Raw genomic sequence first — 22,275 nt, forward strand, 5'->3', positions numbered from 1 at the left:
ATTGTTAACAAGGCGGCTGTCCCGTCGTTGTTTGGGCCAGCCCGGTGTTTCGTTGGCGATCAATGACGGCGTGGAAATCCAATGCTTCGATTCGGACCGATGGTTGGCTGGGGCTGGGCCGTGGCATTGGCAATGACCGCATGCTGGGCCGACGCCGCGGACTGGGACGTCGTGCCGATTCCCGCCAATGCGGGCCCGCAGCGTGAATGGGTGTTGTTGCCCATTTCGGACGACTTTCGCTACGACGCGCCGCCCCACAACAAGCCTGTCGAATTCACGGATCGGTGGGACGACTGGTTCATCAATCACTGGACCGGACCGGGACGCAGCCACTGGAGTCGCTCTCATTCCATCGTCACCGGTGGCCGACTGGGGATCGCGGCCAGCGTCCGTAATGGCACCGACAAAATCAACACGGGGGTGATTTCGTCGCGAAAGACGTTCCGCTATCCGTTGTTTGTCGAAGCCAGGGTGAAGCTGAATCGCTTGGTGCTGGCGTCCAATGTCTGGATGCTAAGCGGTGATTCGACGCAGGAAATCGACATCGTCGAAGCCTACGGCAGTGATCGGCCCGACCAGCAATGGACGGCCCAACGCATCCATCTGTCCCACCACGTCTTCGTGCGTAAGCCGTTTCAGGATTACCAGCCCACCGATGAAGGAAGCTGGCATGTCGGTAAGCAGCGGTGGAGCCAAGACTTTCACCGCGTCGGCGTCCACTGGATCGATCCATGGAATCTGGACTACTACGTCGACGGCGAAAAGGTCCGATCCGTTTCTGGTCCGGACATGATCGACCCGAACGGATTCACCGGTGGCACGGGGCTGAGCAAAGCAATGCACATCATCATCAATGTCGAAGACCAGGATTGGCGTTCTGATGAAGGGATCACACCCACCGATGATGAACTTGCTGATTGGGACAAGAGGATCTACTGGGTCGATTGGATTCGTGTTTACCAATCGGTCGCCAAGCCCCCGCAACGCTAGGGCGGCCGGACATCCGGTGATCCGATGCGTCGACGATTCCGCCGACCCGTCTATTGATTTGTTGCCGTGGTTTTCTATGCTGCCCAGGTTCACATGGACTTGGTCAGCAATATTCGACAAACGAGACCGGCAAGTTGATCGTAATGGGATTAACGAAGAAGCGTCGTGAGATGCTTCAAAAGAAGATCGAAGACGACTTCGGGTATCGTCGGTATCACGATCGTGACATTGAAGTGATCGATCGTGGCGGTTCGAAAGGGTGCGGTGTCTTCGCTGCCCGTCAATTTTTGCCCGGCGAACTGATCTTGGAAGTCCGCGGGCAACTGCTGAATCAGAAGGACTATGAAGGTTCCACCTACGTCATGGAGTTTGACGACAAGTGGTATTTGGAACCCGGCGTCCCGGCGTGCTATGTGAACCATTCTTGCAGCCCGAACACCGAGCTGATGAAGATCACGAAGTTCACGATGGGATTCGTGGCATTCTGCAACATCGAAGCGGGCACGGAAATCACGTTTGACTATCAGTGGGAAGCCGCCGATTGGATTCCACGATGCAATTGTGGTGCACCCAATTGTCGCGGCTGGGTCGTCGGGGAAACCGAAGTCAAAAAGATGGAAAAGCTGACCGGCAAACGCAAACCCGGCAAGAAGAACAAGGACGAATCCGGCAAGTGATCCCGCCGGATGGTCGGTGGAACTACTCGGTCGATTTTTCTGGATCGGATTCGTCGATGCGGAGAACTTCCGTGTCTTGGACTTCGGTGTCGGTGCCGATTTGAATGTCCACGGCGGTGGGAACCGCATCGGTCGTTTCGATTGACTGTAGTTCTTCCCGTGCACGCTGGACCACGGGTGCGGCCCAAGGGTCGTTTTCGTGCAAACGGATCAAAGCGTTCAGCATGTCTTTGCGTTCCTGTTCGGACCGCTTGTGTCGGCTGGCGTAAATGCGTTGCATCAGTTCGTGGATCCGCGGATCGGATGATTCCACCGATTCACCGGCGTCCAGACGTGCCAATTCATGACGAACCAACCGCGTCATCTGTTGCACCTGATCCGATTGCACGGTGTCCGCGCCGGCGAACAGGGTCAGCCACAGCGACATTTGTTCGCCCGCCTGTTCCGGTGCATCGGACCGCAACTGCATCGCGCGAAAGAACGTTTGTTCGTGAGGAGCCAACTGTTCCAGGCCGCGGTGATTGACTTTGAACACCAGCCGGTTCATGACCTGCTGCAGTTCCATTTCCAGTTGCCAAGTGGCGACTTGTTCTCGTCTGGGGTCGTCACCGTAGGTGTTCAAAAAATAGCGGATTCGAGGCTCGACCGACGTCAATCGATTTCCTGATTCGGCCCGACTGATTTCATCGAACAGCTCATCGGCCGATGGCGTCCGCATCGTACCGAACAGATAGACGCCGATGCCGATCAGAATGGCGATCATGCCGACCAGGGATAACCCGTGGATCCACGTCGGTTTGGTGGAATCCGGATGCACTTGTCCGTCATCAGATCGCTTGGATGCATCGACGGTTTGGAAGTGGGTGCGTGACGCATCGTTAAGGGCGGGATCGTCTGGGACCACCCCGTGCTGGTCCGAAACCTCGGTGGCCTGGTTCGGCGGAACGTTGACGGTCACATTGGCCGACCGGCCTGGATTGGACGGATCCTTTGCCGGTGAAGAGCCTTTGTCGTTGGCTTTGGTGCCGACGTCGTTTCGCGAACGGCTTTCGCCGGTGCGGTCTTTGTGGCGTTCGCCCGTGTCTTCACCGCTGATCGACCCCGGTGCACCCGGAGGTTCGATGCTGCCGGTTGCCGTGCCTGCGGGGCTGGTATCGACATCGGCTTTGGCTTGATGTGCCGCCACAAAGTCTTTGGCTTCAGACTCGGTCAGCAATTGCGTCGCTGCACCGCGCTCATTCCAAGTCGAATCACGCAGCATCCCCGCGCGAAGTGCTTTCAGCCGATTGCCCACCTTCAGCGCCGTCGGCGGGCGGTCGTCCGGATCTTTGGCCAGCAATTCATCCACCAAGTCCACCAAGTCATCGGGCAGGTTGGGATCGAGCGATTGCAGCGATACCGGCGTTTCGTGCCGCAATGATTCCAGCACCTTCGTCGAACTCTTGTCGGAAAACGGCGGGCGTCCCACCAGCATCGCGTAAATCACACTGCCCAACGCGTACAGGTCGGTGCGGATGGTGATGCTGCCGCTGTCCGCCTGTTCGGGGGCCATGTAGTCGGCGGTCCCCAGGACGGACCCGGCCATCGTTTGTTCGCCAAAACCGAACAGCTTGGCGATCCCGAAGTCCACCATTTTGATTTTGTCGTTTCGATCCACCAGCAAGTTGGCCGGTTTCAAATCACGGTGGATCACGCCGACGTCGTGGGCATGTTTCAGGGCGCTACAGATCTGGATGGCAAAGTCGACCGCACGGATCCAAGGCAGACGCTGTTGGCGGCGAATGATCGTCCGCAGGGATTCGCCGTCCACCAATTCCATGGCGTAAAACAGCTGTCCCTGTTCTTCGCCGTATCCGATCAGGCGAACGATGTTTTCGTGCCGCAACTGTTTCAAAGCTTCGACTTCGGCGGCAAAGCGGCGGCGGAATCGCATTTCATCGGCGACGTGACTGGCGATCAGCTTGACCGCCACCTTTTCCTGGGTCTGTTCGTGCGTCGCCTCATAGACGGATCCCATGCCGCCGCGGCCGATCAGTTCGCCGACTCGATAAGGCCCTAAAAATTCCAATGAGCTCATGTCGCTCCGCTTAGGCATCGTGAAAGAAGACGCGTCATTGTAAACGACGCGTGAATTTGGCGGCATCGCCGTGCCCATTGCTCCTGGGCCGACGATCGAATTGGGGGGATGAAAGTCTGAGGAAGACCCGCGTGAAACCGGCCGATCCGCGATTGGAACGGGAAAGCCGAATTCCTATCATGCCGTCCATGAATGACCGGCCGAAACCAGACGATCAACACGACGGTCACCGCGATGACCACGAATCAACCCGTCCGATGGTTTGGTGGTTCGCCATCCTGCCTTGGGGATACGCATTGATCCGATGGCTCGGGCAGCCGCCGGTCGCCTGGGGATGGTGTGCGCCGCTGGCACTGGTGCCGCTGCTCTGGTGGATCCGTTACCGCGATGCGGATCGCCGGGGATCCCATCGCCTTGCGTGGTTGTGGTTGGCTTCGTTCGCATTTTGGGCGGTTTCTTTGCAAGGCTTGCGGCACGCACATCCACTGTTGTATTTCGCCTGGATCGCATTGGCGGGGTATCTGGGCGTTTACGTCGTGGTGTTTGCCGTGGTGGTCCGTCGGATGCGGGATTGGTCGATTCCCTGGATCATCGCCGTCCCGGTGACCTGGGTCGGCTGTGAATGGATCCGCAACTATCTGTTGACCGGTATCTCCGCTTGCATGTTGGGGCACAGCTTTGCTCCTTATTCCCGGCTGATTCAGGTTGCCGATACGTTCGGAAGCTATGGCGTCAGTTTACTGGTCGCGATGATGGGGGCGGCCGTTTTTCAGTTGTGCCAAGCGTTCGTGCATCGTCGCGATCACGCACGCACGGCCGCCGGTGTTGTCGTGGCCGGTGTCGTGGCCGTTGCATGTTTTGCGTACGGTGAGATGCGATTGCGATACCAACCCAGCGAAGGCGATTTGTCAGTCGCGTTATTGGGGCTGGATGAACAGACCGAATACGATCAAGACGAAGAACGCCCCAAGGAGATTTTTTACGCGTACGCGCGGAAGTGCATCGAAGTGGCAAAGCAGTTGGAATCGGATTCCCCCGAACGCACGCCCGTCGTCGTTTGGCCGGAATCGATGTATTCCGGAGGCCTGCCGTGGATGGAAGTCGCCACCCCGTTTACCCCACCGGAAGATGACAGTGCATCGGAAGATGAGTACCGCCGCTGGGCCGACGAGTGGCAGCAGGCTTTCACCTTGCGGGCGAACGATATGCAACGCGCTTGGATGCCAACCGCACCAGGCGGGGCTTCACCAGCGGTTGCACCGGAGTTCTCTGGCGGTCCGATCACTGGTGCCAATGCGGCGAAGTCGCGGACGCATTTGATCGGTGGTTGCGGTGTGGTCATTCAAGACGGCGTGCCCCGTGCCTACAGCGGGCTGGTTCACCTGACGCCGACCTTGGACGTGGATTGGTATGGAAAGAATCACTTGGTGATGTTTGGTGAATACATCCCGATACTGTCCACGTGGCCGGCGCTGAAAGGATGGGTACCGCCCGGTTTGGGATTGGCGTTTGGCAATGGTCCCAAGGCTTTCACGGTCGGACAGAGTCGTTTGTTGGCAAACATCTGTATCGAAACCGCGGTTGAACGGGTGGCGGTCAACCACGTCCGCGAAATCGTGGACGGCCAAAGCGTCAAACCCGATGCGATTGTGACGGTGACCAATGACGCATGGTTCGACCACACCGCGGTCGTCCAGCATCACCTGCGTTGCGACCAGTTTGTAGCCATTGGTTGCCGCACGCCGGTCTTGTCGGCCGGCAACGGTGGCCCGACCGCATGGATCGACAGTTTCGGACGCATCGTCGACCGCGTGCCCCATGGCCGCGCCGGGCATGTCGTCGCCCGGCCCATGGTCGATGATCGCCACAGTGCCTACCTGACGATCGGTGACCGACCGGCGGCGTTGGCCGGTTTCGGCGTGCTGGGGGTGGCGGTGTTGCCGCCATTGCTGGGACGCGTTCGCCGCCGTCGGGGAGACTGATTCGTCTAGCGACGCTTCTTGGAATAACCGCCCTTGCCGGCTGGCCCGCGTTTGCCGGCGCCACGCTTGGAATGGGGGCCTCGTTTTCCGGCGGGGCCGCGGTCGTCATCGCGCCCCCGTTGGAACTTTCCACGTTTGAAGCGCGGGCGTCCGGACGAATCTTCGCCTGATCGATCGCTGCCGCCAACGCGGTTGGGACCGCCGGTGTCGACTTTCAGACCCAATTGCTTGCCAGCCACCCAGGTTCTTTGAAGCGTTTCCATCACGTCATGCGGCATCGACTCGGGCAGGTCCAGGATGGTGAACGTATCGTGAATCAACATCGGGCCAATGAATTGGCCATCAATGCCGCCTTCGTTGGCGATCGCACCGACGATGTTTCCCGGCTTTACGCGATCGCGTCGCCCGACTTCGATTCGGTACCGCGACATGCCCTTTCGCACGGGACCCAGACGACGCGGTGGCCCCGAACGTCGTGACGAATCATCGCCGAACGAGTCGTCACGGTCATGTCGTTCCCGCGATGGCTGGCGATTCTTCTCGGGGGCGGTCGGCAAGTCTTTCGCCAAGAACGATCGTCCACGCTGTGACTGGAATGCCAGTGCGGCGGCAATGGTCTGTGGCGTCAGGTCCGAATCACTCGCCAGTGATTCGATCAAACCGGTGAAGAATTCCAGGTCTTTGGATTCCACCGTTTCCTTCACCGAAGCCTTGAATTCTTCGATCCGCTTCTGATTCAGTTGTTCGGCGGACGGGGGCTGAGCGATCTCGATTTTCTGGCGTGTGGTTTTTTCGATGCTCCGCAGTTTGCCACGCTGTGCCGGTGTGACAAGCAAGATCGCGTGGCCGTCACGGCCCGCACGTCCGGTCCGCCCGATCCGGTGCACGTAGGCTTCGTTGTCATGGGGCAGATCGAAATTGACCACGTGGCTGATGCGTTTGACGTCCAAGCCGCGTGCGGCGACGTCGGTTGCCACCAGGATGTCGATCTGGCCGTCCTTGAGTTGTGCGACCGTGCGTTCGCGAACTTTTTGTGGCATGTCTCCGTTCAGTGCCATCGCACGAAAGCCGCCGTGGCCAAGACGTTCGGCCAAGGCAATCGTCGCGTCCTTGGTCTTGGTGAACACGATCACGCCGTCGGTCGGTTCGACTTCCAGGTATCGTCGCAAGACTTCCTGTTTCAAACGAGGCGGAACGATGATGGCTTTCTGGTCGATCTGCTCGGCCGTTACCTGTTTACGGCGAACGGTGATGTGGACCGGATCCGATAGATAGTGCTTGCTGATATCGCGAATCGCCGGCGGAACCGTCGCGGAGAACAAAGCGATTTGTTGGTCTTCCGGGGAATGCTGCAGAACGAATTCCACGTCCTCCAAGAAGCCCATGTTCAGCATTTCGTCCGCTTCATCCAGCACCAGACAACGGACCGACGACAAGTTCAGCGAACCACGCTTGACGTGATCGATCACCCGACCCGGCGTGCCCACCACGACGTGAGCACCCCGACGCAGTTGTTTCAACTGTGGTTCGTAATCTTGGCCGCCATAGATCGCCGCCACGCGAAACTTCTTGGTCTTGCCCGCGTACGTCGAAAACGCGCGAGCCACTTGGATGGCCAATTCGCGGGTCGGCGTCAGCACCAACGCTTGCGGCGTGTCACCGTGCAAGTCGACGTGGCTGAGGATGGGCAATGCGAAGGCGGCTGTCTTGCCGGTCCCGGTTTGCGATTGAGCCAACACGTCGCGACCGCTGGCCAGTTCCGGAATGACCCTTGCTTGGATTTCCGTTGGGCTTTGGTAACCCGAGGCTTCGACCGCACGCAAAACTTCTTCGGTCAATCCCAGATTGGCGAAGGACGGTTGATCCGGCTCCGGTGCAACCGATGGATCCTCTTGCGACGCCGGCGTGGCCGCTTCGGCCGTTTCGCTTGGCTGCGATTTGGATTCGGCATCAGTTGTTGTTGTCGCATCGCTCATGGCCGCTTCGCCCGAGTTCACGACCTGATCCTGCTGATCTCGGTCACCGGAAGTCGGGTTGCCGATGGCCTGGTCGCCGGAAGTCTGATTGGCGGGATTCTGGTCGCCGGAATGCTGTTCCCCGGTGGGGCTGACAGCCTGATCAGACGCATCGCCATCAACAGGGGCACCCTCCACCACGGCGGATTCACCGACGGTCGTGGCTTCGTTCTCAAGCTTGTCCGCTGCTGGGGCGGGTTGAACTTCCGAGGTGTCGGCGTCGGACGTGGGAGAAATTTCGGAAACGAATGTCATAACGAGATGGATACTCTGATCGAAAAAATGGACAGCAACGCAGTGGGAGCACGCTTGGCCGATCGGGATTCGTCGGCATGCCATCACATCTTGGCTTGGCCGATACAATCGGCGGTGCCTATTGGACGTCACTTCAGGTGATTGCGATCCGGGTTGTCACGTGGGATTTCCCCGACGTTTTTCGTGGTGCTGGTGCCTTTTTGTGGGCATTCGCACAGCGCCGACAACCTTCGCGGCGACGTCACTTCGTGGTTTTTCTGCCGATATTGAATGCGAAACCGGTTTCGGCGTCGTTCGGCAAGTGCACAGGACCGGCGGTTGGAATACGCCGGACGATCAGAAGTCGTGTCGCTTCGCCGCGTGTTGCGGCGACCACCCGTACCAGTCTGGCCGGGTGCGTAAAATTGAATCGACGCAGACCGTATCGGACCGCCGCCGATTGCGATAGCCGCTAAATCGTGGGGGATGCCACTTTCGGGCAATTCCGGCGTGCGGTGACGGTCGCCGATTGACGATTCGCTGGGTTGTGCCAGATTGAACACCCGGCAATCGAACCTTGGGGCACCGGCCGATATCGGCAATGCCCCCGAACGCCTGTGAATCTGGCAGAGTTCAACGATTCACCAAACGGCCAACGAACGACTCCAGAAGGCCAACGAAAAAGGACCCCCGCATTGAATGCCGTGCCGCCATGCCCAACGTCGTCTTGCCAAGTCGTGGTCGTCGGCGGGGGACCGATTGGAATTGAAACCGCGGTGGCGTGCCGTTACGCGGGTCTGGACGCCCAAGTGATCGAAGCAGGGGTGATCGGGCAAACGATGTCCTGGTGGGCACCGGGGACCCGTTGGTTCAGCAGCAACGAACGAATCGCGATCGCGGGCGTTCCACTGCTGACCCCGGATCAAACCAAGGCCACCCGGGAACAGTACCTGACCTACTTGCGGGCGGTGGTTCAGCAATTCGGATTGGATGTGCGTTGCCGCCAACGCGTCGCATCGGTCCAGCGAGACGGCGACGGGCTGACGGTGCTGGTTCAAACTCCCGCCGGAGGCCGTCAGATCCGATGTGGTCAAGTCGTCCTAGCGGTCGGCGGTACCGACCATCCGCGACGCATGGGGATCGACGGCGAAGACCTGCCGCATGTTGATGGCTACCTGCGCGAAGTCCATCAATATTTCGGACGTCGTGTCTTGATCGTTGGCGGACGAAACAGCGCTATCGAGGCAGCGTTGCGGCTGTACCACGTCGGTGCCGATGTGACGCTTTCGTATCGTGCTCCTTCTTTGCCCAGCACCAGCATCAAGTATTGGCTTCGTCCAGAAATCGAAGGCCTGATCCGTGCCGGCCGCATCACCGCCCATTACTCGACGGTCCCACTCCGGATCACCTCAAGCCAAGTGGAACTGGCCGCGGTCGACCCCGAAAGCGGCGATATCGATCGGGCTTCGCCGACAATCGTCCCGGCCGATGATGTCTTGACGCTGATCGGCTACGAGCAAGACAAAACGCTGTTCCGCGAAATCGGCATCGAATTGGTCCATCCGGGCGACCATCCGGCCTACGATGCCGAAACGATGATGACCTCGGTCCCGGGCGTGTATGTGGCCGGGACGGCGGTCGCCGGCACGCAATCCAGTCGCTACAAGGTCTTTTTGGAAAACTGTCACGAACACGTCGACAAGATCGTCCGCCACATCACCGGAAGATCCGTGGCGGTGTCACAGGATTCCTCAATCGATTCGATCATCCGTGCACAGCCGGAAAGCTGACGCATCGCTATCGGTTGGGATCATCGATGCAGCGTGGCTGTCGCCACGTTGCAAACGCCGTTGCTCAAGCGAAACGGGCAGTCGGCCGCACGCTTGTCTCACTTCGACGAATGCCCCGGGGCCTTGTTCAACTTGTTCAAGTATTCGTACATGTTGAAACGCTCGGGATAAGCGACGCCGGTTCGATCGGCCCATGATTCCCAAGCCGCGATCAATCGGTCACGAACCTCGGGGCGGGTGTCGGCCAGATCGTTCAGCTCCGTTCGGTCGTTCGCCATGTCGTACAGTTCCCACGGCTTGCCGTATTCACGAACCAGTTTCCAGTCACCGTCGCGGGCCGCGGCGTTGCCCTCGTGTTCCCAAAAGATCGTTTCGGTGTGAATCGGATCTTTTGAACCCTTCAACAGCGGCAGCATCGAACGCCCTTCGATCGGCGTGACATCGGACGGATAGGATCCGCCGGCCAATTCCATCAGCGTGGGCATGAAGTCTTGTAGGTAAGCCACTTCATCGACCAATGAACCCTTCAGCTTGTTGGGGATTCCCGCGGGCCAATGGGCGATCATGGGCGTGCAAGCGCCACCTTCGTGAACGAAGTGTTTGTACTTGCGATAAGGCGTGTTACAGGCACCGGCCCAGTGCAAACCCAATCGAACGCCGTTGGTCGTGCGAAGCGGCGGATTCTTGACCATCGCTTCATCGCCCTTGCCGAAATCGCCGCCTTCCTGGCAGGCACCGTTGTCGGACAAGAAAAAGATGATCGTGTTGTCGGTCAGCTTTTGTTCGTCCAGGAATCCGACCAGTTTGCCGATATTTTGGTCGACCGAATCCACACACGCCGCGTAGGCCGCCATGACGGCGTCCAGGCGATCGCGTTGTTTCGGTTTCAATGAATCCCAGTCAGGACCCGGATAAGCGGCCGGTTCGGTGTCCGCGTCAAGGATGCCAAGTTCTCGCTGACGTTCATTGCGACGACGGATCAGTTCGTTCCAGCCGTCACGATACTTGCCGCGATACTTTTGATAGTCTTCCCACTTGGCGTTCAGCGGCCAGTGGGGGGCGTTGTAGGCCAAGTACAAAAAGAACGGACGGTCATCTTTGGTGGTGACATCGCGAATCATCTGCATCGCTTCGTCGGTGAACGCATCGGTGGCATAGAAATCCTCCGGTGCATCGATTGGTTGGTCGCCGCGTGTCAATCCGCGATCGCCCGCCGGATCAAAGTAATTGATCGCGCCGCTGAGGCATCCGTAAAACTGATCAAAGCCACGGCGTGTCGGCTGACACTGTTCTTGGTCGCCCGAAAGGTGCCACTTGCCCGTCATCAACGTGTGATAGCCCGCATCACGCAACACGGATGCCAGGGTCGTGCACTGGTCGTTCAGATATCCCTGGTACGGTCCGGTGATGCCCAGCGGTTTGCCGGGAGGCGCCGTCATGTGGCCGATGCCCGTCTGGTGTGGCTGCAGCCCGGTCATCAGGCTGGCCCGTGTCGGGCAACACCGCCCCTGGTTGTAAAACTGGGTGAACCGCAGGCCTTGCCCGGCCAGTGCGTCGATGTTGGGCGTGTCGATTTCGCCGCCGTAGCAGCCGAGGTCCGAATAGCCCATGTCGTCGACCAGCACAACGATCACGTTGGGGCGATCCTGGGCCTGCAGGTGGGAACAAACGCACAGGCTCAAGACGGCCAGTAGGTGGAGGGTTTTGAATCTCATTGGTGAGGCAATGGTGAAGGCGAGGTGAGAGTTCGGCAAAGGTGGGCGGCCGTTTCCGGTGCGACGCCGGAAAGGTGGCGGGATTTCGGGGGATGGGCTTGGGAGTTTAACAGGCACAAAATATCCCGTGTATTTTGTGTCCTGTTCTGGGCACGCCTGTTCCGGGCACACTTGTCCCTTTGCCAGGCAGACCGGCGGACGTGCCGACCGGCGGCTATGCTGTCGATACACCGTCTTTTCCGCAGCCCATTATCCCTCTGCATCCGAGCTAGCAAACATGAATCGCCTACTGTCGCATGGCTTGTCGCTACTGGCGGCCGTTACTTTTACTACGGTCGCGGCGGCTGATGATGACGAAAAAATCGCGCTTTTGTTGAAGAAGTCCCCTGCTCCGGCCAACACGGTCGGTTACGTCAACGTCCCCGCCCTGAATGAATTGCTGTCGGCCGCCGGTGTTGCCAAACGGGCCGCCCAGGGAATCGAAGACTACTGGCTGATCGCCGACTTGGATCTGTCCAAGATGTCCCCACGCTGGGAAGCCGGCTATGCCACGCTGAAGCAAACCGTCCAACCCGACCAGTTGGCCGATTCGTTGGGCGGCTATGTCGACGAAGTGGAAGGCGAAAAGGTCGTTTGGTCACCGAACCAGACCTATTTTCTGGCCGGCAAGGAAAATCGGTTGGGCATGTTGCGACCGGCCGACCGGACGTTGCTGTCCGGTTGGTTGACGCCCAGTGTCAGCGTGAACTACAGCGATTTCCTGACGCGCATGGCGGGGCAACCCGAATCGTATCTGTCGGCGATGTTGGCGATTGAAACCAAGAATGCGTTTTCGCCCGTCCCGCTTAGCAAGCACTTGGAAGGCCTGAAGTCGCTGAAATCCAACCCTCCGGAAAACGTCGCCAAGACCCTGGCGTCGATGGAAGGTTTCAGCATCATCGTCGGCCGAAAAAGTCTGAACGAATGCATCGTGAAGTTCGAGTTCAGCAAATCGCCGGCCGGGCTGAAATTGATCGCCAAGGAAATGTTGGCCGAAATCTTGGATAATGCCGGCACCTCGGCCGCGGAAATCCTGACGTGGGACGTCAAGGTCGAAGGAAACGTTCTGCAGTTCCAAGGTCCGATCACTGAAAGCACCCTTAGCGGTGTGCTTAGCATGTTCAGTTTGGAACGTCAGGCACGTCGCGCCGCCGCGGCCACCGACCCGGCGGCCAAGTCGCGTTCGAAGGAAGAACAGGCGGTCTATCGCACCAAGTACTACTTCGACCAAGTCAATGAAATCATCGAACAGACGCGCAACCACAAATCGCAATCGACCGGGCACTTGGCCAAATGGCATGACCAACGGGCTCGTCAGATCGAAGAATTGGGAACGTTGAACGTCGACCCCGAAATGGTCCAGTACGGGACCGACGTCGCGCAGTTGCTGCGTGGCAATGCGCTGACGGTTCGCCAAGGGAATATCGCTGTCGGAAAACAAAACGCACGCGATAGCCTGAACGGCGGCTACTACGGCAGCGCCGGATACTCGTATGGTTGGAACGGTGGCTACGGTTACCGCGAAGGCTATTACTACAACAGCCTAAACGCGGCAAACGTGAACAAGGCCCAGGCTCGCGGCAACGCCTATGCGAATTGGACGTCGACCCTTTCAACGATCGACAAAATGACCGCAGACACGCGCCGCAAGATGACGGACAAGTATCAAGTGCAGTTCTAGTCCGACTGACCTGAGCGGACCCGCATCCGGAATCCGATTTGATGCGGCTGATCACTGGCCAGGGTGTACTCGCTGTGCGTCCTGGCACCCCAACTGTTATCGCCGCCGACGCCGTGTAGTTTTTCGTCAATGCTGACGACGCTTATCGGACGACGCGGCAGGTTGTACGGATGGGTGGATTGTTGCAAATCCTCCATCGTGAACGGCCAAACACTGGCGCTGACCGGCGCATCGCCGGTCACGCGCACGGTGGTTCCATCGCCATCGTTCAGTTCGATCCACCGCACATCGGTGCGGTTGCCCGTGTCCTGTGATCGGCAGTACGGAAACACCATGTCGGCGACTTGAGCTTCGTAGGTCCCAATTTCTCCACCGGTCTTGCGGTCCCAGTACGTCTCGTGCGGTCCGCGACCGTACCATCGGACTTGCCCGAATGCTTCGGGCATTTGCATTTGCATGCCGAACCGCGGCATTAGATCGGCCGGCGGTTTTCCGGGCTGATAGGCGGCTTTGATGTCCACCGATTGTCCGTCGGTGATGGTGTATTTGACGCTGCACGTCGCATCGACGCTGGGCAGCTTCGAATCGAATTGCACCACGACCTTTTCGCCGTCGTTCCGGACATCCATCTCGGTGACTTTGATTTGGTCGACCGCGTCTTGCCAGACACCCAATCGCTGTAAATAACGGTTGCGATACTGGTTGTCGTTGGGGACCTTCCAGAAATTCAATTGCAGCGGTCCGGTCAACAATTCCTTGCCGCCGGCGATCCAGGACGACATCGCACCCGTCGACTTGTCGAATTCCAACGTGTTGCCCGCGTTTTGGATGACCAGCGTCGCCTCGTTGTTGGTCACACGCAGTGGTTGACCATCATTCGCTTGCATCGTGGACGCTTCGGCTGCCGCCGGACGCAGTTCGAATTGGTCCCAAGCAACACGGTGTCCGGCATCGCACCAAAGCGTTTTCTGTGGCTGGACAAATTCAAGCGTCAGCAACGCTTCGCCGCGACCCGATTCTTTCAAGTCGAAGGGAACGTTGACGTCGGCGGTGCTAAGCGGCGGGACGTCCAGACGTCCAAGCGAACCGGTGTCGGCCACTTCACCATCGATGCGTAGCGTCCAACGCGTCTCCAGCTGGTCCAAGTTCGTGAAGACAAATTTGTTTTGCACCGTGAAGCTGCCTTGGGAGGGCGCGTCGGAGCTTGCCTTCACATTTTGATAGACCTTTTTGACCTCCCAAAGGTGCGGGTTGGGTCGGCGGTCAGGCTGGATCAAACCGTTCATGCAAAAGTTGCCGTCGTTGGGCTTGTCGCCGAAGTCACCGCCATAGGCAAAGAAAGTGTCCGAGTCACCGAAGGCGGGCGTCAAGCCGGTCGGCAATTGGTCACCCTCGGGAACCGACTTGACCAAGCCCTGATCCACCCAGTCCCAGATGAATCCGCCCTGTAGATGGTCATAAGATTCCATGGCGGTCCAGTAATCTTGCAGGTTACCGACGCTGTTGCCCATCGCGTGCGCGTATTCACACAAAATCAACGGTCGGTCCGGATCATTGCGGGCGTAGTCGACAATCTTGTCGATCGTCGCGTACATCGGGCATCGAATGTCGGTGTTGTGTTGGTCGTAGTGGGCTTGTTCGTACTGGACCGGACGCGACGGGTCACGCTGTTTGATCCAGTCGTAATTGGTCATGAAATTCACGCCGTTGCCCGCTTCATTGCCCAGCGACCAGATGATGATGCTGGGGTGATTTTTGTCACGTTCGACCATCCGTATCGCTCGGTCCAAATGAGCCTTTTCCCACAACGGATCCTTGGCCAGCGATTCACGCTTGTACCCCATGCCGTGCGATTCGATGTTGGTTTCATCGATGACGTACAAACCGTACTGATCGCACAGCGAATAGAACGTGGGGTCATCGGGGTAATGGCTGGTGCGTACCGCGTTGATGTTGAACTGCTTCATCAACACGATGTCGCGGATCATCGATTCACGGCTGATGGTGTGGCCGGTTTGCGGGTCGTGTTCGTGACGATTCACGCCTTTCAGATAAACCGGACGTCCGTTGACGTGCAGCAGGCCATCTTTGATCTCGACTTCGCGGAATCCGACTTCACATTGCCGGGCTTCGATGACCGTTCCTTGGGCGTCGGACAGGGTCAGCACCAAGCGGTACAGATTGGGTGTTTCGGCGGACCACAGTTTCGGCTGCTTGATCGTTTCGGTCAGCGCGACGTTGCCTTTGGATCCGGCCGGAATTGATTCGGCGGTCACGGTGTCACGGAAAACGGCTTCGTTAAGGTCATCCAATAGCTGGACGTCGACGGACAGAGCGGCGTCCACATCGGAACGGTTTTCCAATTCGATTTGCACCGCCAATTCGGCATCTTGGTAGGCGTCATCCAAGTCTGTCGTGACAAAGAAGTCGCGGATGCGACGTTCGTCGGTGCCAACCAAATAGACGTCGCGGAAGATACCGCTTAGACGCCAAAAATCCTGGTCCTCCAGATAGCTGCCGTCGCAGTATCGATAGACCTCGACCGCCAATTGGTTCTTGCCGGTCTGGACAAGGTCGGTGACGTCAAACTCGGCGGGCGTTCGGCTGCCCTGGCTGTAGCCGACCTTTTGTCCGTTGACCCACACGTAGCAAGCCGAATCGACGCCGGCAAAATGCAAGACGATTTTTCGTCCCGACCAATCCGCGGGCACATCGAACGTGTGTCGGTACGAACCGACCGGGTTCCGCATTTCGTGGTTGGTGAAATCGGCCGGCGGATCTCCCATCACATTCGGCGGATCTTTCTTGAACGGATAAGGGATATTGGAATACACGGGCAATCCAAAGCCCTGGGTTTGCCAGTTTCCGGGGACTTGAATGTTGGCCCAACCGGTGACATCAAAATCGGGCTGATAAAAATCGACCGGTCGTGACGACGGATCTTTGGCCCAGTGGAACTTCCATTGGCCGTTAAGCGAACGGACCCATGGTGAATCGGTTGTCTGGCCATTGGCGGCGGCCACGGTGCCGGCCAGCGGCCAACTGTGGGCACGCGGCGGCAGTTTGTTGATGCCGATGACATGTTGGTTTGCCCAGTCCGGTGCATCCGGGGCCGGGGCGGTGTCCACCGCGCAACCAATGTTGGTCAGCAAAAGGCCGAACGCAACGATCAACGTTGGCAAACGGCAGGGCTGTGGACAGAAACGAAGTAGCGGCATTGGGATGGTCATCCTGTCGACGGTGGTCATGAAGGCGGGGCGGGACGCCGAGGCCAAAGGTCACATTTTAGCGCCGATGAGTTGCTCCGGGAGTCGTCGATGCTGCGACATTCCCGAAGACGGACAGCGAAAACAACGATACGATGGTCGGCGACAATCCGAAGGGATGATGCGATATGTTGACAATAGACTTTGGTTGACTGACTGATTGATGACACGATTGTTTGCCGGAACCCAGTTCGACATTCCGCCCACCTGTGATCTGTGTGGCAAGGTGGAAGCCCATTGTCAGTGCAGTGCTGCGCAGAAAGCTGAACACGAGCGGAAACTGGCAGTCGAACGTCAACGTTTGCCGCCCGAACAACAGACGGCAAAGATCCAGCGTCAAAAGCGTAAAGGCGGGCGTGTCGCGACGGTCATCGAAGGCTTGACCGCCGCCGCGAACGATCTGCCGCAGTTGTTGAAGCAGTTACAGGCGGTCTGTGGATCCGGCGGAACGGTCAAAGCGAAACAGGATTTGATCGAATTACAGGGTGACCATCTGGACACGGTTCGGCGTCAGCTGAAACAGATCGGTTATCGCGTCAAAGGTTGACGAACCCACGCGATGGTCACGCACATTCAAAGACGCCGGGTCCTGAGCTCTGGTCGTCTTCGGTGGTTGGCTTCGACTTCTTCAATACTTGAATCAGGCTCATGTCAAAAGCGAAACGATCAATCGCGTTGTCGCGGCGGGTACGGCGATGGTTGGTGGAATACTGGCGATCGTTTTCGTTTGTCGGATTGGTTTTTGCCACGCTGTTTTTCGCCGCATCAGTGACGCCGTCGTTGTTACCCCGGCACTACGTCACCCAGGGCTTGCTGTCGGGGTTTTCGATCGCCGCCGGATACGCATTGGGCGTTTTGCTGGTTTGGATCTATCGCTTCTTCGAACTTCCCCACGCGCCCCAGAAGCTTCAGCGGATCGCCAAGGTTGCGACCGTGATCGTGGTGGCGTTGTGTTTCGTCGGGGGCATTCGCCAGATGACTTTCTGGCAGAATTCGATTCGCGAATTGATGGAGATGCCAAGTCTGCAAACGGCGGATCCCTATCGCACCAGCGCGATTGCGATCGTCTTTGCCGCCGTGCTTGTCGCGTTGACACGCATGTTCATCGATTCGTCGGTGTTCGCCGCGAATCAGCTGAATCGATTTTTGCCGCGACGGATTGCGGTGACGTTGGGAACGATCTTGGTGACTGTGATCGTTTGGGTGGTCGCCAATGGTGTCGTCATTCGCGGGTTGGTGAACTTTGCCGATGGTGTGTTTTTGAAAGCGGATGCGTTGATCGAAGAAGACATCGATCATCCCAGCGACGCGATGGCATGTGGCAGCGAAGAATCGCTGGTCGATTGGGATTCGATCGGGCGTCAGGGCAAGGCTTTCCTGGTGCAAGGTCCCAGTGCCGACGAAATCGGTGAATTTCTTGACCGTGATGTTCCGCAACCGATTCGCGTCTATGTGGGCATGCGTTCGGCGGAAACGCCGCAGCAGCGGGCGGAATTGGCCCTGCAGGAATTGATCCGGGTCGGCGGTTTCGACCGCAGCGTGCTGGTCGTTGCGACGCCCACGGGAACCGGTTGGTTGGACCCGTCGGCGGTCGACACTTTGGAGTTCATTCACGGCGGCGATTGCGCGATTGTCAGCACGCAATATTCCTACTTGCCCAGTTGGATCACGATTCTGGTGGATCCCAAGCGTTCGATCGTTTCGGCGGACGCGTTGTTCGATGTGATCTATCGTTACTGGACCGACTTGCCGGCCGACGACCGACCGCGGCTATATTTGCAAGGGCTAAGTCTGGGGGCGCTCGGGTCGGAAGTATGTGCCGACATGTACACGATTTTCGAAGACCCGATTCAGGGGGCGGTTTGGAGCGGCCCGCCTTTTCCAAGCCAGCGTTGGAACGAAATCGTTCGCGACCGCCAGCCGGATTCGCCGGCCTGGTTGCCCGTGTATCGGGACAGCCGTTTGGTCCGTTTCACCGCAGCTAAAAATGCGTTGAACCCGTCACGGCCTTGGGGAGCGATGCGAAACGTCTACATCCAACATGCCAGTGATCCGATGATCTGGTTTTCACCGAACCTTGCCTGGCACCGACCGGATTGGTTGACCGAGCCGCGGGGCCCGGACGTGTCGCCGTTTTTGCGATGGTTTCCGGTAGTGACGTTCTTGCAGGTGGCTTTTGACATGCCGATGGCGACCAGCGTTCCGATCGGCTACGGACACAACTATGCCCCATCGGCTTACATCGATGCGTGGACCTCGGTGACCGAACCGGCGCAGTGGAATGACGATCTGAGCCGACAGTTAAAAGAAAAGTTCAAAGCCAAGGGCACCCCCAAGCCATAGTGCACCCGCCGGCGAATTCACAACCTCGCTCAAGCGGGCTTGGTCGCGTCGACGAATCCCACGACGTAACTGGCCGACACGGTATCGTCGTCCTGACCATGTCGTTGTTGATAGTCACGCATGACGGCGGCCAGTTCACCACGGCTGAGCGGTGTTTGTGCCCGTGAAAACGGGCCGCCGGTCAACCCTTGGTCATGGATGGCCCGCAACAAATGCATCGCCGACCGGTGACGCGTCGGATAAGTCCGTTGGTCGGTACGATGAACGGTCCAACCGGTTCGTTCGATCGCGTCCAGGCATTGCGGCCAAGCCGGAAGGGCGGACTGGGGCGGTTTGTCGGGAACCATGCGAAGACGCGCGTTGTGCAGTTCGCCCAACGTGCCTTCGATCATCCAGGCCATGACGACGCGCCCACCCGGAATGGTCAAACGGTCGACGGCGGCAAAGGCGTTGTCGATCGGCAAAATCCAGTGGATCGCCGATGCACTGGTGACCAAATCGAACGGCGGTGCGTCGAAATCACGCAAGTCACCGGGGATCAGCGTGGCAGAGTGATCGTCTGGCAGTTTTTGCCGCGCCACGTTGACCATTGCGGCGCTCAAATCGATCGCCGTCAATTGGGACGTGGCAAAGCGACCGGCCAGGCGAACGGTCAAGCGTCCGGTCCCACAGCCGATTTCCAGAATGCGGTCGGGCGATGTTTTTGGGCCCGGCGGAGTGCGGCCGATCCAGCGCATTAAATCCGCCGCCACGCGATCTTGAACGTCGGCGTGGCGATCGTAGGTCGTCGCCGCTGACGAAAAACGCTGTCCGACGTCGTCAGTCTGTATTGCCGTCAGCCTCATCACTGGTCCAAAACTGCTCGATCCGCTCGGCGACCCAAGTGGGATCGCGTACAGGTAGATCGTGGCCGATTTGGGCTCGAAATTCCAGGTGCGAATCTTTGATTCGGTGTGCCATTTCCGTCGCAGCCCGCGCGGGGATCACTTCATCGTCTTCGCCGTGCAGAATCAACGTGGGCACGGTGACGGTGGCCAGAAGCGGACGAAAGTCGCTGGATGACAGAAATCTCAACCCAGCCGCCAGCGATTCGTCACGCTGTTTGGCGTCCAGGTCCGTCGATGGTTCGTTCGCTTGTCGCCATTCGGTCACACTCGGGTGCACCGGATGTGGTTCGGCCGCCAGACGGTCGAATCGTGCAAGGACGTTGGTCGGGTCCCGCTGCAGCCCCAACGACATTGCCCGCAGCCGTGATTTCGGCACGCCGTCGTGATGACCGTCGCCGCTGCTGAACTTCGCGGTGCTGCCGACCAACACCATCGCCTTAAAAAGATTCGGCTGGCGGGCCAGCCAGTGCAGCGCCAACATGCCGCCCATCGACCATCCGACCAACATGTATTGGCGGTCGTCACGCAGGAAACGATCCATCCGGTCCGACGTCAGCACTTCTTCGGCCGACAACGAAATCGAATCCATGTGTCCCGGCAGCCGCTGGGCCAGTGGGGCCAGGGCGCCAGCGCCGTAGGACCAACCGCTGATCATTAGGACAGTGGATTGCATGGGAAGGTGGATGGATTTGAAGCGGATCGCCGGGGCAGAAGTGGGCATTGCGGCAAACCGTTGGCGTCGCCGCTCGTCTGTCTAGCATAGCCCGTTCCGGTGGGTGTCTGGGAATACGGGTGTTTCGTTCACCTGTGGAAACGGACATGGCGGCGCGCCGGCCGAGTTGGGAAATGGCGGTGCCGGCCGCCGACATGGGATCGATTTGATGCCATGGGTTTGCACATTGGTCGGCGGATGCCGGGACGGCCGTCAGGCGACCGACCATGGAACCGGCGGACCTGGACGGTGGCCGACTTAGCCGTCAGACGATCCCCCCGTCGGATTCTCCGGTGCATGTTTTTGTTCCATGCGGATTGCGCTGGTTCGGTCGGCATTCGTCGGTCTGGCATCGAAGGAATGCCAACGATCGGAAACGCTCAGATTCGTATTCTTGTCTGGTCTTCGGGCCGCCGGATTTCCAGTATGCTTGGCTCCGCAGGAATGATCACACCGTCATGCCGGGGTAATGTGGATGTTGGGCCGATGAAGATGACACGCCTTCGAGACTGGGGACTGCCGGCCGCGGTGCTGCTGTTCCTTTCACCCTGCGGTTGCAACCGCAAGGAAGCCAACAAATACGAAGCACCGCCGCCGCAACCGGTCGGTGTGTCGACCGCGGTGATTACAAGTTACACGCCTTTCTTGGAAAAAGAGGGCACGACCGAGCCGGTCAATGCAGCCGATGTTCGCGCCCAGGTCAGTGGCGTTTTGCAATCGCAGAAATTCACCGCGTTGCAAGACATCGCCAAAGGCACCGATCTGTATCTGATCGAACCGGATCAGTACGAAGCGGAACAAAAGGCCGCTCAGGCCGACGTTGAAAATGCCAATGCCGCAATCGCCGTTGCCGAAGCGGCGGTTGGGGTGGCCAAGGCAGAAGCCGAACGAGCCAAGCTGGATTTCGATCGCCAGCAACGATTGTTGCAACGTGATGCCGCGTCCAAAGCCGAATTTGACGCCGCCAAAGCCGCCAATGATGCCGCGCAAGCCAACCTAAAATCGGCGGAATCTCAAGTCGCCGCCGCCCGTGCCCAACTGCAAACCGCCCAGGCCGCGTTGGGGATCGCGGACCTGAACGTCCAGTACACCAAAGTGAAGGCGCCGATCAACGGACGGATTTCGAAGACGTCCGTGAAGGAAGGCAATCTGGTCGAAGTCGGATCTTTGTTGGCCACGATCGTTGACGAAAGCAAAATGTTTGCCAACTTCACCATCAGCGATCGCGAATTGTTGCGATTCATGCGGTCGGATCGCAGTCGCGGGGAAGCCGAATTTGATCTGGTGAAGTTTCAAGCACGTGACGCTTACTTGAAACGTGAAGGCGACGAAGGCTTCGCTTTCAAAGGCAAATTGGAATACGCCGATGCCAAGGGGATCGATGTCGCCACCGGGACACTGGCGGTGCGAGCCGTTTTCGACAATGAAGATGAACGGCTTTTGCCGGGGTTGTTTGTCACCGTTCGAATCCCCGAATCCCAGGCGGTGGAGGCAACGTTTGTTCCCGAGTTGTCGGTCCAGCGTGACCAGCGTGGTGAATACTTGTTGTTGGTCGACGATCAAAACATCGTGCAGCGGGAAAGCGTCAGCGTGATCAAGCGAATGAACGGTTGGGCTCGGCTGACCGAATCGCTTTCGCCGCAGCAAAAGATCGTCGTCAGTGGTTTGCAAAAGGCCCAGGTCGGACGCCCCGTTACACCCGTCGACGTCACGTTGGACTTGGATGCCGACGCGCTGACCCGAGGCATGAACGAAAATCCGACTGATGAGGCTGAAGAACAGCTGGCGGAAAAAATGTCTGAAGCAGCCGAGTCAAATGACGACGGCGTTGCGGACGGACAGGAATAGTTTTGGGCCTTTCATCACG

At 58.5% G+C, this 22,275-nt stretch carries 14 protein-coding genes; 8 read left to right on the forward strand and 6 right to left on the reverse strand.

Going from position 1 to position 22,275, the window contains the following annotated elements:
* Positions 1-81 precede the first annotated feature (81 nt).
* Positions 82-990 (forward strand): family 16 glycosylhydrolase, encoded by a 909-nt coding sequence (locus tag Mal65_RS04780; RefSeq protein ID WP_196784575.1) that lies wholly within the window; start codon positions 82-84, stop codon positions 988-990.
* A gap of 170 nt (positions 991-1,160) precedes the next feature.
* Positions 1,161-1,667, forward strand: coding sequence for an SET domain-containing protein (locus Mal65_RS04785; protein WP_196784576.1), 507 nt, complete (start codon positions 1,161-1,163; stop codon positions 1,665-1,667).
* Positions 1,668-1,689: 22 nt separating this feature from the next.
* Here the strand turns inward: Mal65_RS04785 and Mal65_RS04790 are convergent, their stop codons facing one another.
* Positions 1,690-3,744, reverse strand: coding sequence for a serine/threonine-protein kinase (locus Mal65_RS04790; protein WP_145294215.1), 2,055 nt, complete (start codon positions 3,742-3,744; stop codon positions 1,690-1,692).
* A gap of 179 nt (positions 3,745-3,923) precedes the next feature.
* Here Mal65_RS04790 and Mal65_RS04795 point away from each other — a divergent pair, with 179 nt between their 5' ends.
* A complete protein-coding gene (locus Mal65_RS04795) occupies positions 3,924-5,726 on the forward strand; it encodes an apolipoprotein N-acyltransferase (RefSeq protein ID WP_145294218.1) in 1,803 nt (600 codons plus the stop codon).
* 5 nt (positions 5,727-5,731) lie between these two features.
* Here the strand turns inward: Mal65_RS04795 and Mal65_RS04800 are convergent, their stop codons facing one another.
* Positions 5,732-7,996, reverse strand: a complete 2,265-nt coding sequence (locus Mal65_RS04800; RefSeq protein ID WP_196784577.1) for a DEAD/DEAH box helicase — start codon at positions 7,994-7,996, stop codon at positions 5,732-5,734.
* Positions 7,997-8,670: 674 nt separating this feature from the next.
* On the opposite strand from Mal65_RS04800, the gene Mal65_RS04805 reads away from it, so the two are divergent.
* The gene (locus Mal65_RS04805; protein WP_145294224.1) at positions 8,671-9,765 is read left to right on the forward strand and encodes an NAD(P)-binding domain-containing protein; all 1,095 of its coding nucleotides are present in this window, start codon (positions 8,671-8,673) and stop codon (positions 9,763-9,765) included.
* A gap of 98 nt (positions 9,766-9,863) precedes the next feature.
* On the opposite strand, the gene Mal65_RS04810 is transcribed toward Mal65_RS04805, so the two are convergent.
* Positions 9,864-11,480, reverse strand: coding sequence for an arylsulfatase (locus tag Mal65_RS04810; protein ID WP_145294228.1), 1,617 nt, complete (start codon positions 11,478-11,480; stop codon positions 9,864-9,866).
* A 277-nt stretch (positions 11,481-11,757) separates the two neighbouring features.
* On the opposite strand from Mal65_RS04810, the gene Mal65_RS04815 reads away from it, so the two are divergent.
* Entirely contained in the window at positions 11,758-13,200 is a 1,443-nt protein-coding gene (locus tag Mal65_RS04815) for a hypothetical protein (protein WP_145294230.1), read from the forward strand.
* On the opposite strand, the gene lacZ is transcribed toward Mal65_RS04815, so the two are convergent.
* Positions 13,197-16,418 (reverse strand): beta-galactosidase, LacZ type, encoded by a 3,222-nt coding sequence (lacZ, locus tag Mal65_RS04820; protein ID WP_145294233.1) that lies wholly within the window; start codon positions 16,416-16,418, stop codon positions 13,197-13,199. The genes Mal65_RS04815 and lacZ overlap by 4 nt on opposite strands.
* A gap of 211 nt (positions 16,419-16,629) precedes the next feature.
* On the opposite strand from lacZ, the gene Mal65_RS04825 reads away from it, so the two are divergent.
* Both Mal65_RS04825 and Mal65_RS04830 read left to right on the forward strand, forming a co-directional pair.
* On the forward strand, positions 16,630-17,013 hold the full coding sequence (locus tag Mal65_RS04825; protein WP_145294237.1) for a translation initiation factor: 384 nt from the start codon (positions 16,630-16,632) through the stop codon (positions 17,011-17,013).
* Between the two features lie 101 nt (positions 17,014-17,114).
* Positions 17,115-18,809 carry an alpha/beta hydrolase gene (locus Mal65_RS04830; RefSeq protein WP_145294240.1) on the forward strand — a complete coding sequence of 565 codons (1,695 nt, stop codon included), beginning with the start codon at positions 17,115-17,117 and terminating at the stop codon, positions 18,807-18,809.
* Positions 18,810-18,838: 29 nt separating this feature from the next.
* On the opposite strand, the gene Mal65_RS04835 is transcribed toward Mal65_RS04830, so the two are convergent.
* Both Mal65_RS04835 and Mal65_RS04840 read right to left on the reverse strand, forming a co-directional pair.
* A complete protein-coding gene (locus Mal65_RS04835; protein WP_145294243.1) occupies positions 18,839-19,654 on the reverse strand; it encodes a methyltransferase domain-containing protein in 816 nt (271 codons plus the stop codon).
* Positions 19,629-20,369: an alpha/beta fold hydrolase gene (locus Mal65_RS04840; protein WP_165701069.1), complete on the reverse strand. Its 741-nt coding sequence runs from the start codon at positions 20,367-20,369 to the stop codon at positions 19,629-19,631. The genes Mal65_RS04835 and Mal65_RS04840 overlap by 26 nt, the downstream gene beginning before the upstream one ends.
* A gap of 531 nt (positions 20,370-20,900) precedes the next feature.
* Here Mal65_RS04840 and Mal65_RS04845 point away from each other — a divergent pair.
* On the forward strand, positions 20,901-22,256 hold the full coding sequence (locus Mal65_RS04845; protein ID WP_165701070.1) for an efflux RND transporter periplasmic adaptor subunit: 1,356 nt from the start codon (positions 20,901-20,903) through the stop codon (positions 22,254-22,256).
* Positions 22,257-22,275 lie beyond the last annotated feature (19 nt).

Origin of the sequence: Crateriforma conspicua (assembly GCF_007752935.1) — a bacterium.
GTDB classification, from domain to species: domain Bacteria; phylum Planctomycetota; class Planctomycetia; order Pirellulales; family Pirellulaceae; genus Crateriforma; species Crateriforma conspicua.

Excerpts from the sequence above, each read along its gene's own strand:
- Mal65_RS04780 (WP_196784575.1), top strand. The coding sequence starts at position 82 with ATGCTTCGATTCGGACCGATGGTTGGCTGGGGCTGGGCCGTGGCATTG.
- Mal65_RS04785 (WP_196784576.1), top strand. The coding sequence starts at position 1,161 with ATGCTTCAAAAGAAGATCGAAGACGACTTCGGGTATCGTCGGTATCAC.
- Mal65_RS04790 (WP_145294215.1), bottom strand. The coding sequence starts at position 3,744 with ATGAGCTCATTGGAATTTTTAGGGCCTTATCGAGTCGGCGAACTGATC.
- Mal65_RS04795 (WP_145294218.1), top strand. The coding sequence starts at position 3,924 with ATGCCGTCCATGAATGACCGGCCGAAACCAGACGATCAACACGACGGT.
- Mal65_RS04800 (WP_196784577.1), bottom strand. The coding sequence starts at position 7,996 with ATGACATTCGTTTCCGAAATTTCTCCCACGTCCGACGCCGACACCTCG.
- Mal65_RS04810 (WP_145294228.1), bottom strand. The coding sequence starts at position 11,480 with ATGAGATTCAAAACCCTCCACCTACTGGCCGTCTTGAGCCTGTGCGTT.
- Mal65_RS04815 (WP_145294230.1), top strand. The coding sequence starts at position 11,758 with ATGAATCGCCTACTGTCGCATGGCTTGTCGCTACTGGCGGCCGTTACT.
- lacZ (WP_145294233.1), bottom strand. The coding sequence starts at position 16,418 with ATGCCGCTACTTCGTTTCTGTCCACAGCCCTGCCGTTTGCCAACGTTG.
- Mal65_RS04825 (WP_145294237.1), top strand. The coding sequence starts at position 16,630 with ATGACACGATTGTTTGCCGGAACCCAGTTCGACATTCCGCCCACCTGT.
- Mal65_RS04830 (WP_145294240.1), top strand. The coding sequence starts at position 17,115 with ATGTCAAAAGCGAAACGATCAATCGCGTTGTCGCGGCGGGTACGGCGA.
- Mal65_RS04835 (WP_145294243.1), bottom strand. The coding sequence starts at position 19,654 with ATGAGGCTGACGGCAATACAGACTGACGACGTCGGACAGCGTTTTTCG.
- Mal65_RS04840 (WP_165701069.1), bottom strand. The coding sequence starts at position 20,369 with ATGCAATCCACTGTCCTAATGATCAGCGGTTGGTCCTACGGCGCTGGC.
- Mal65_RS04845 (WP_165701070.1), top strand. The coding sequence starts at position 20,901 with ATGACACGCCTTCGAGACTGGGGACTGCCGGCCGCGGTGCTGCTGTTC.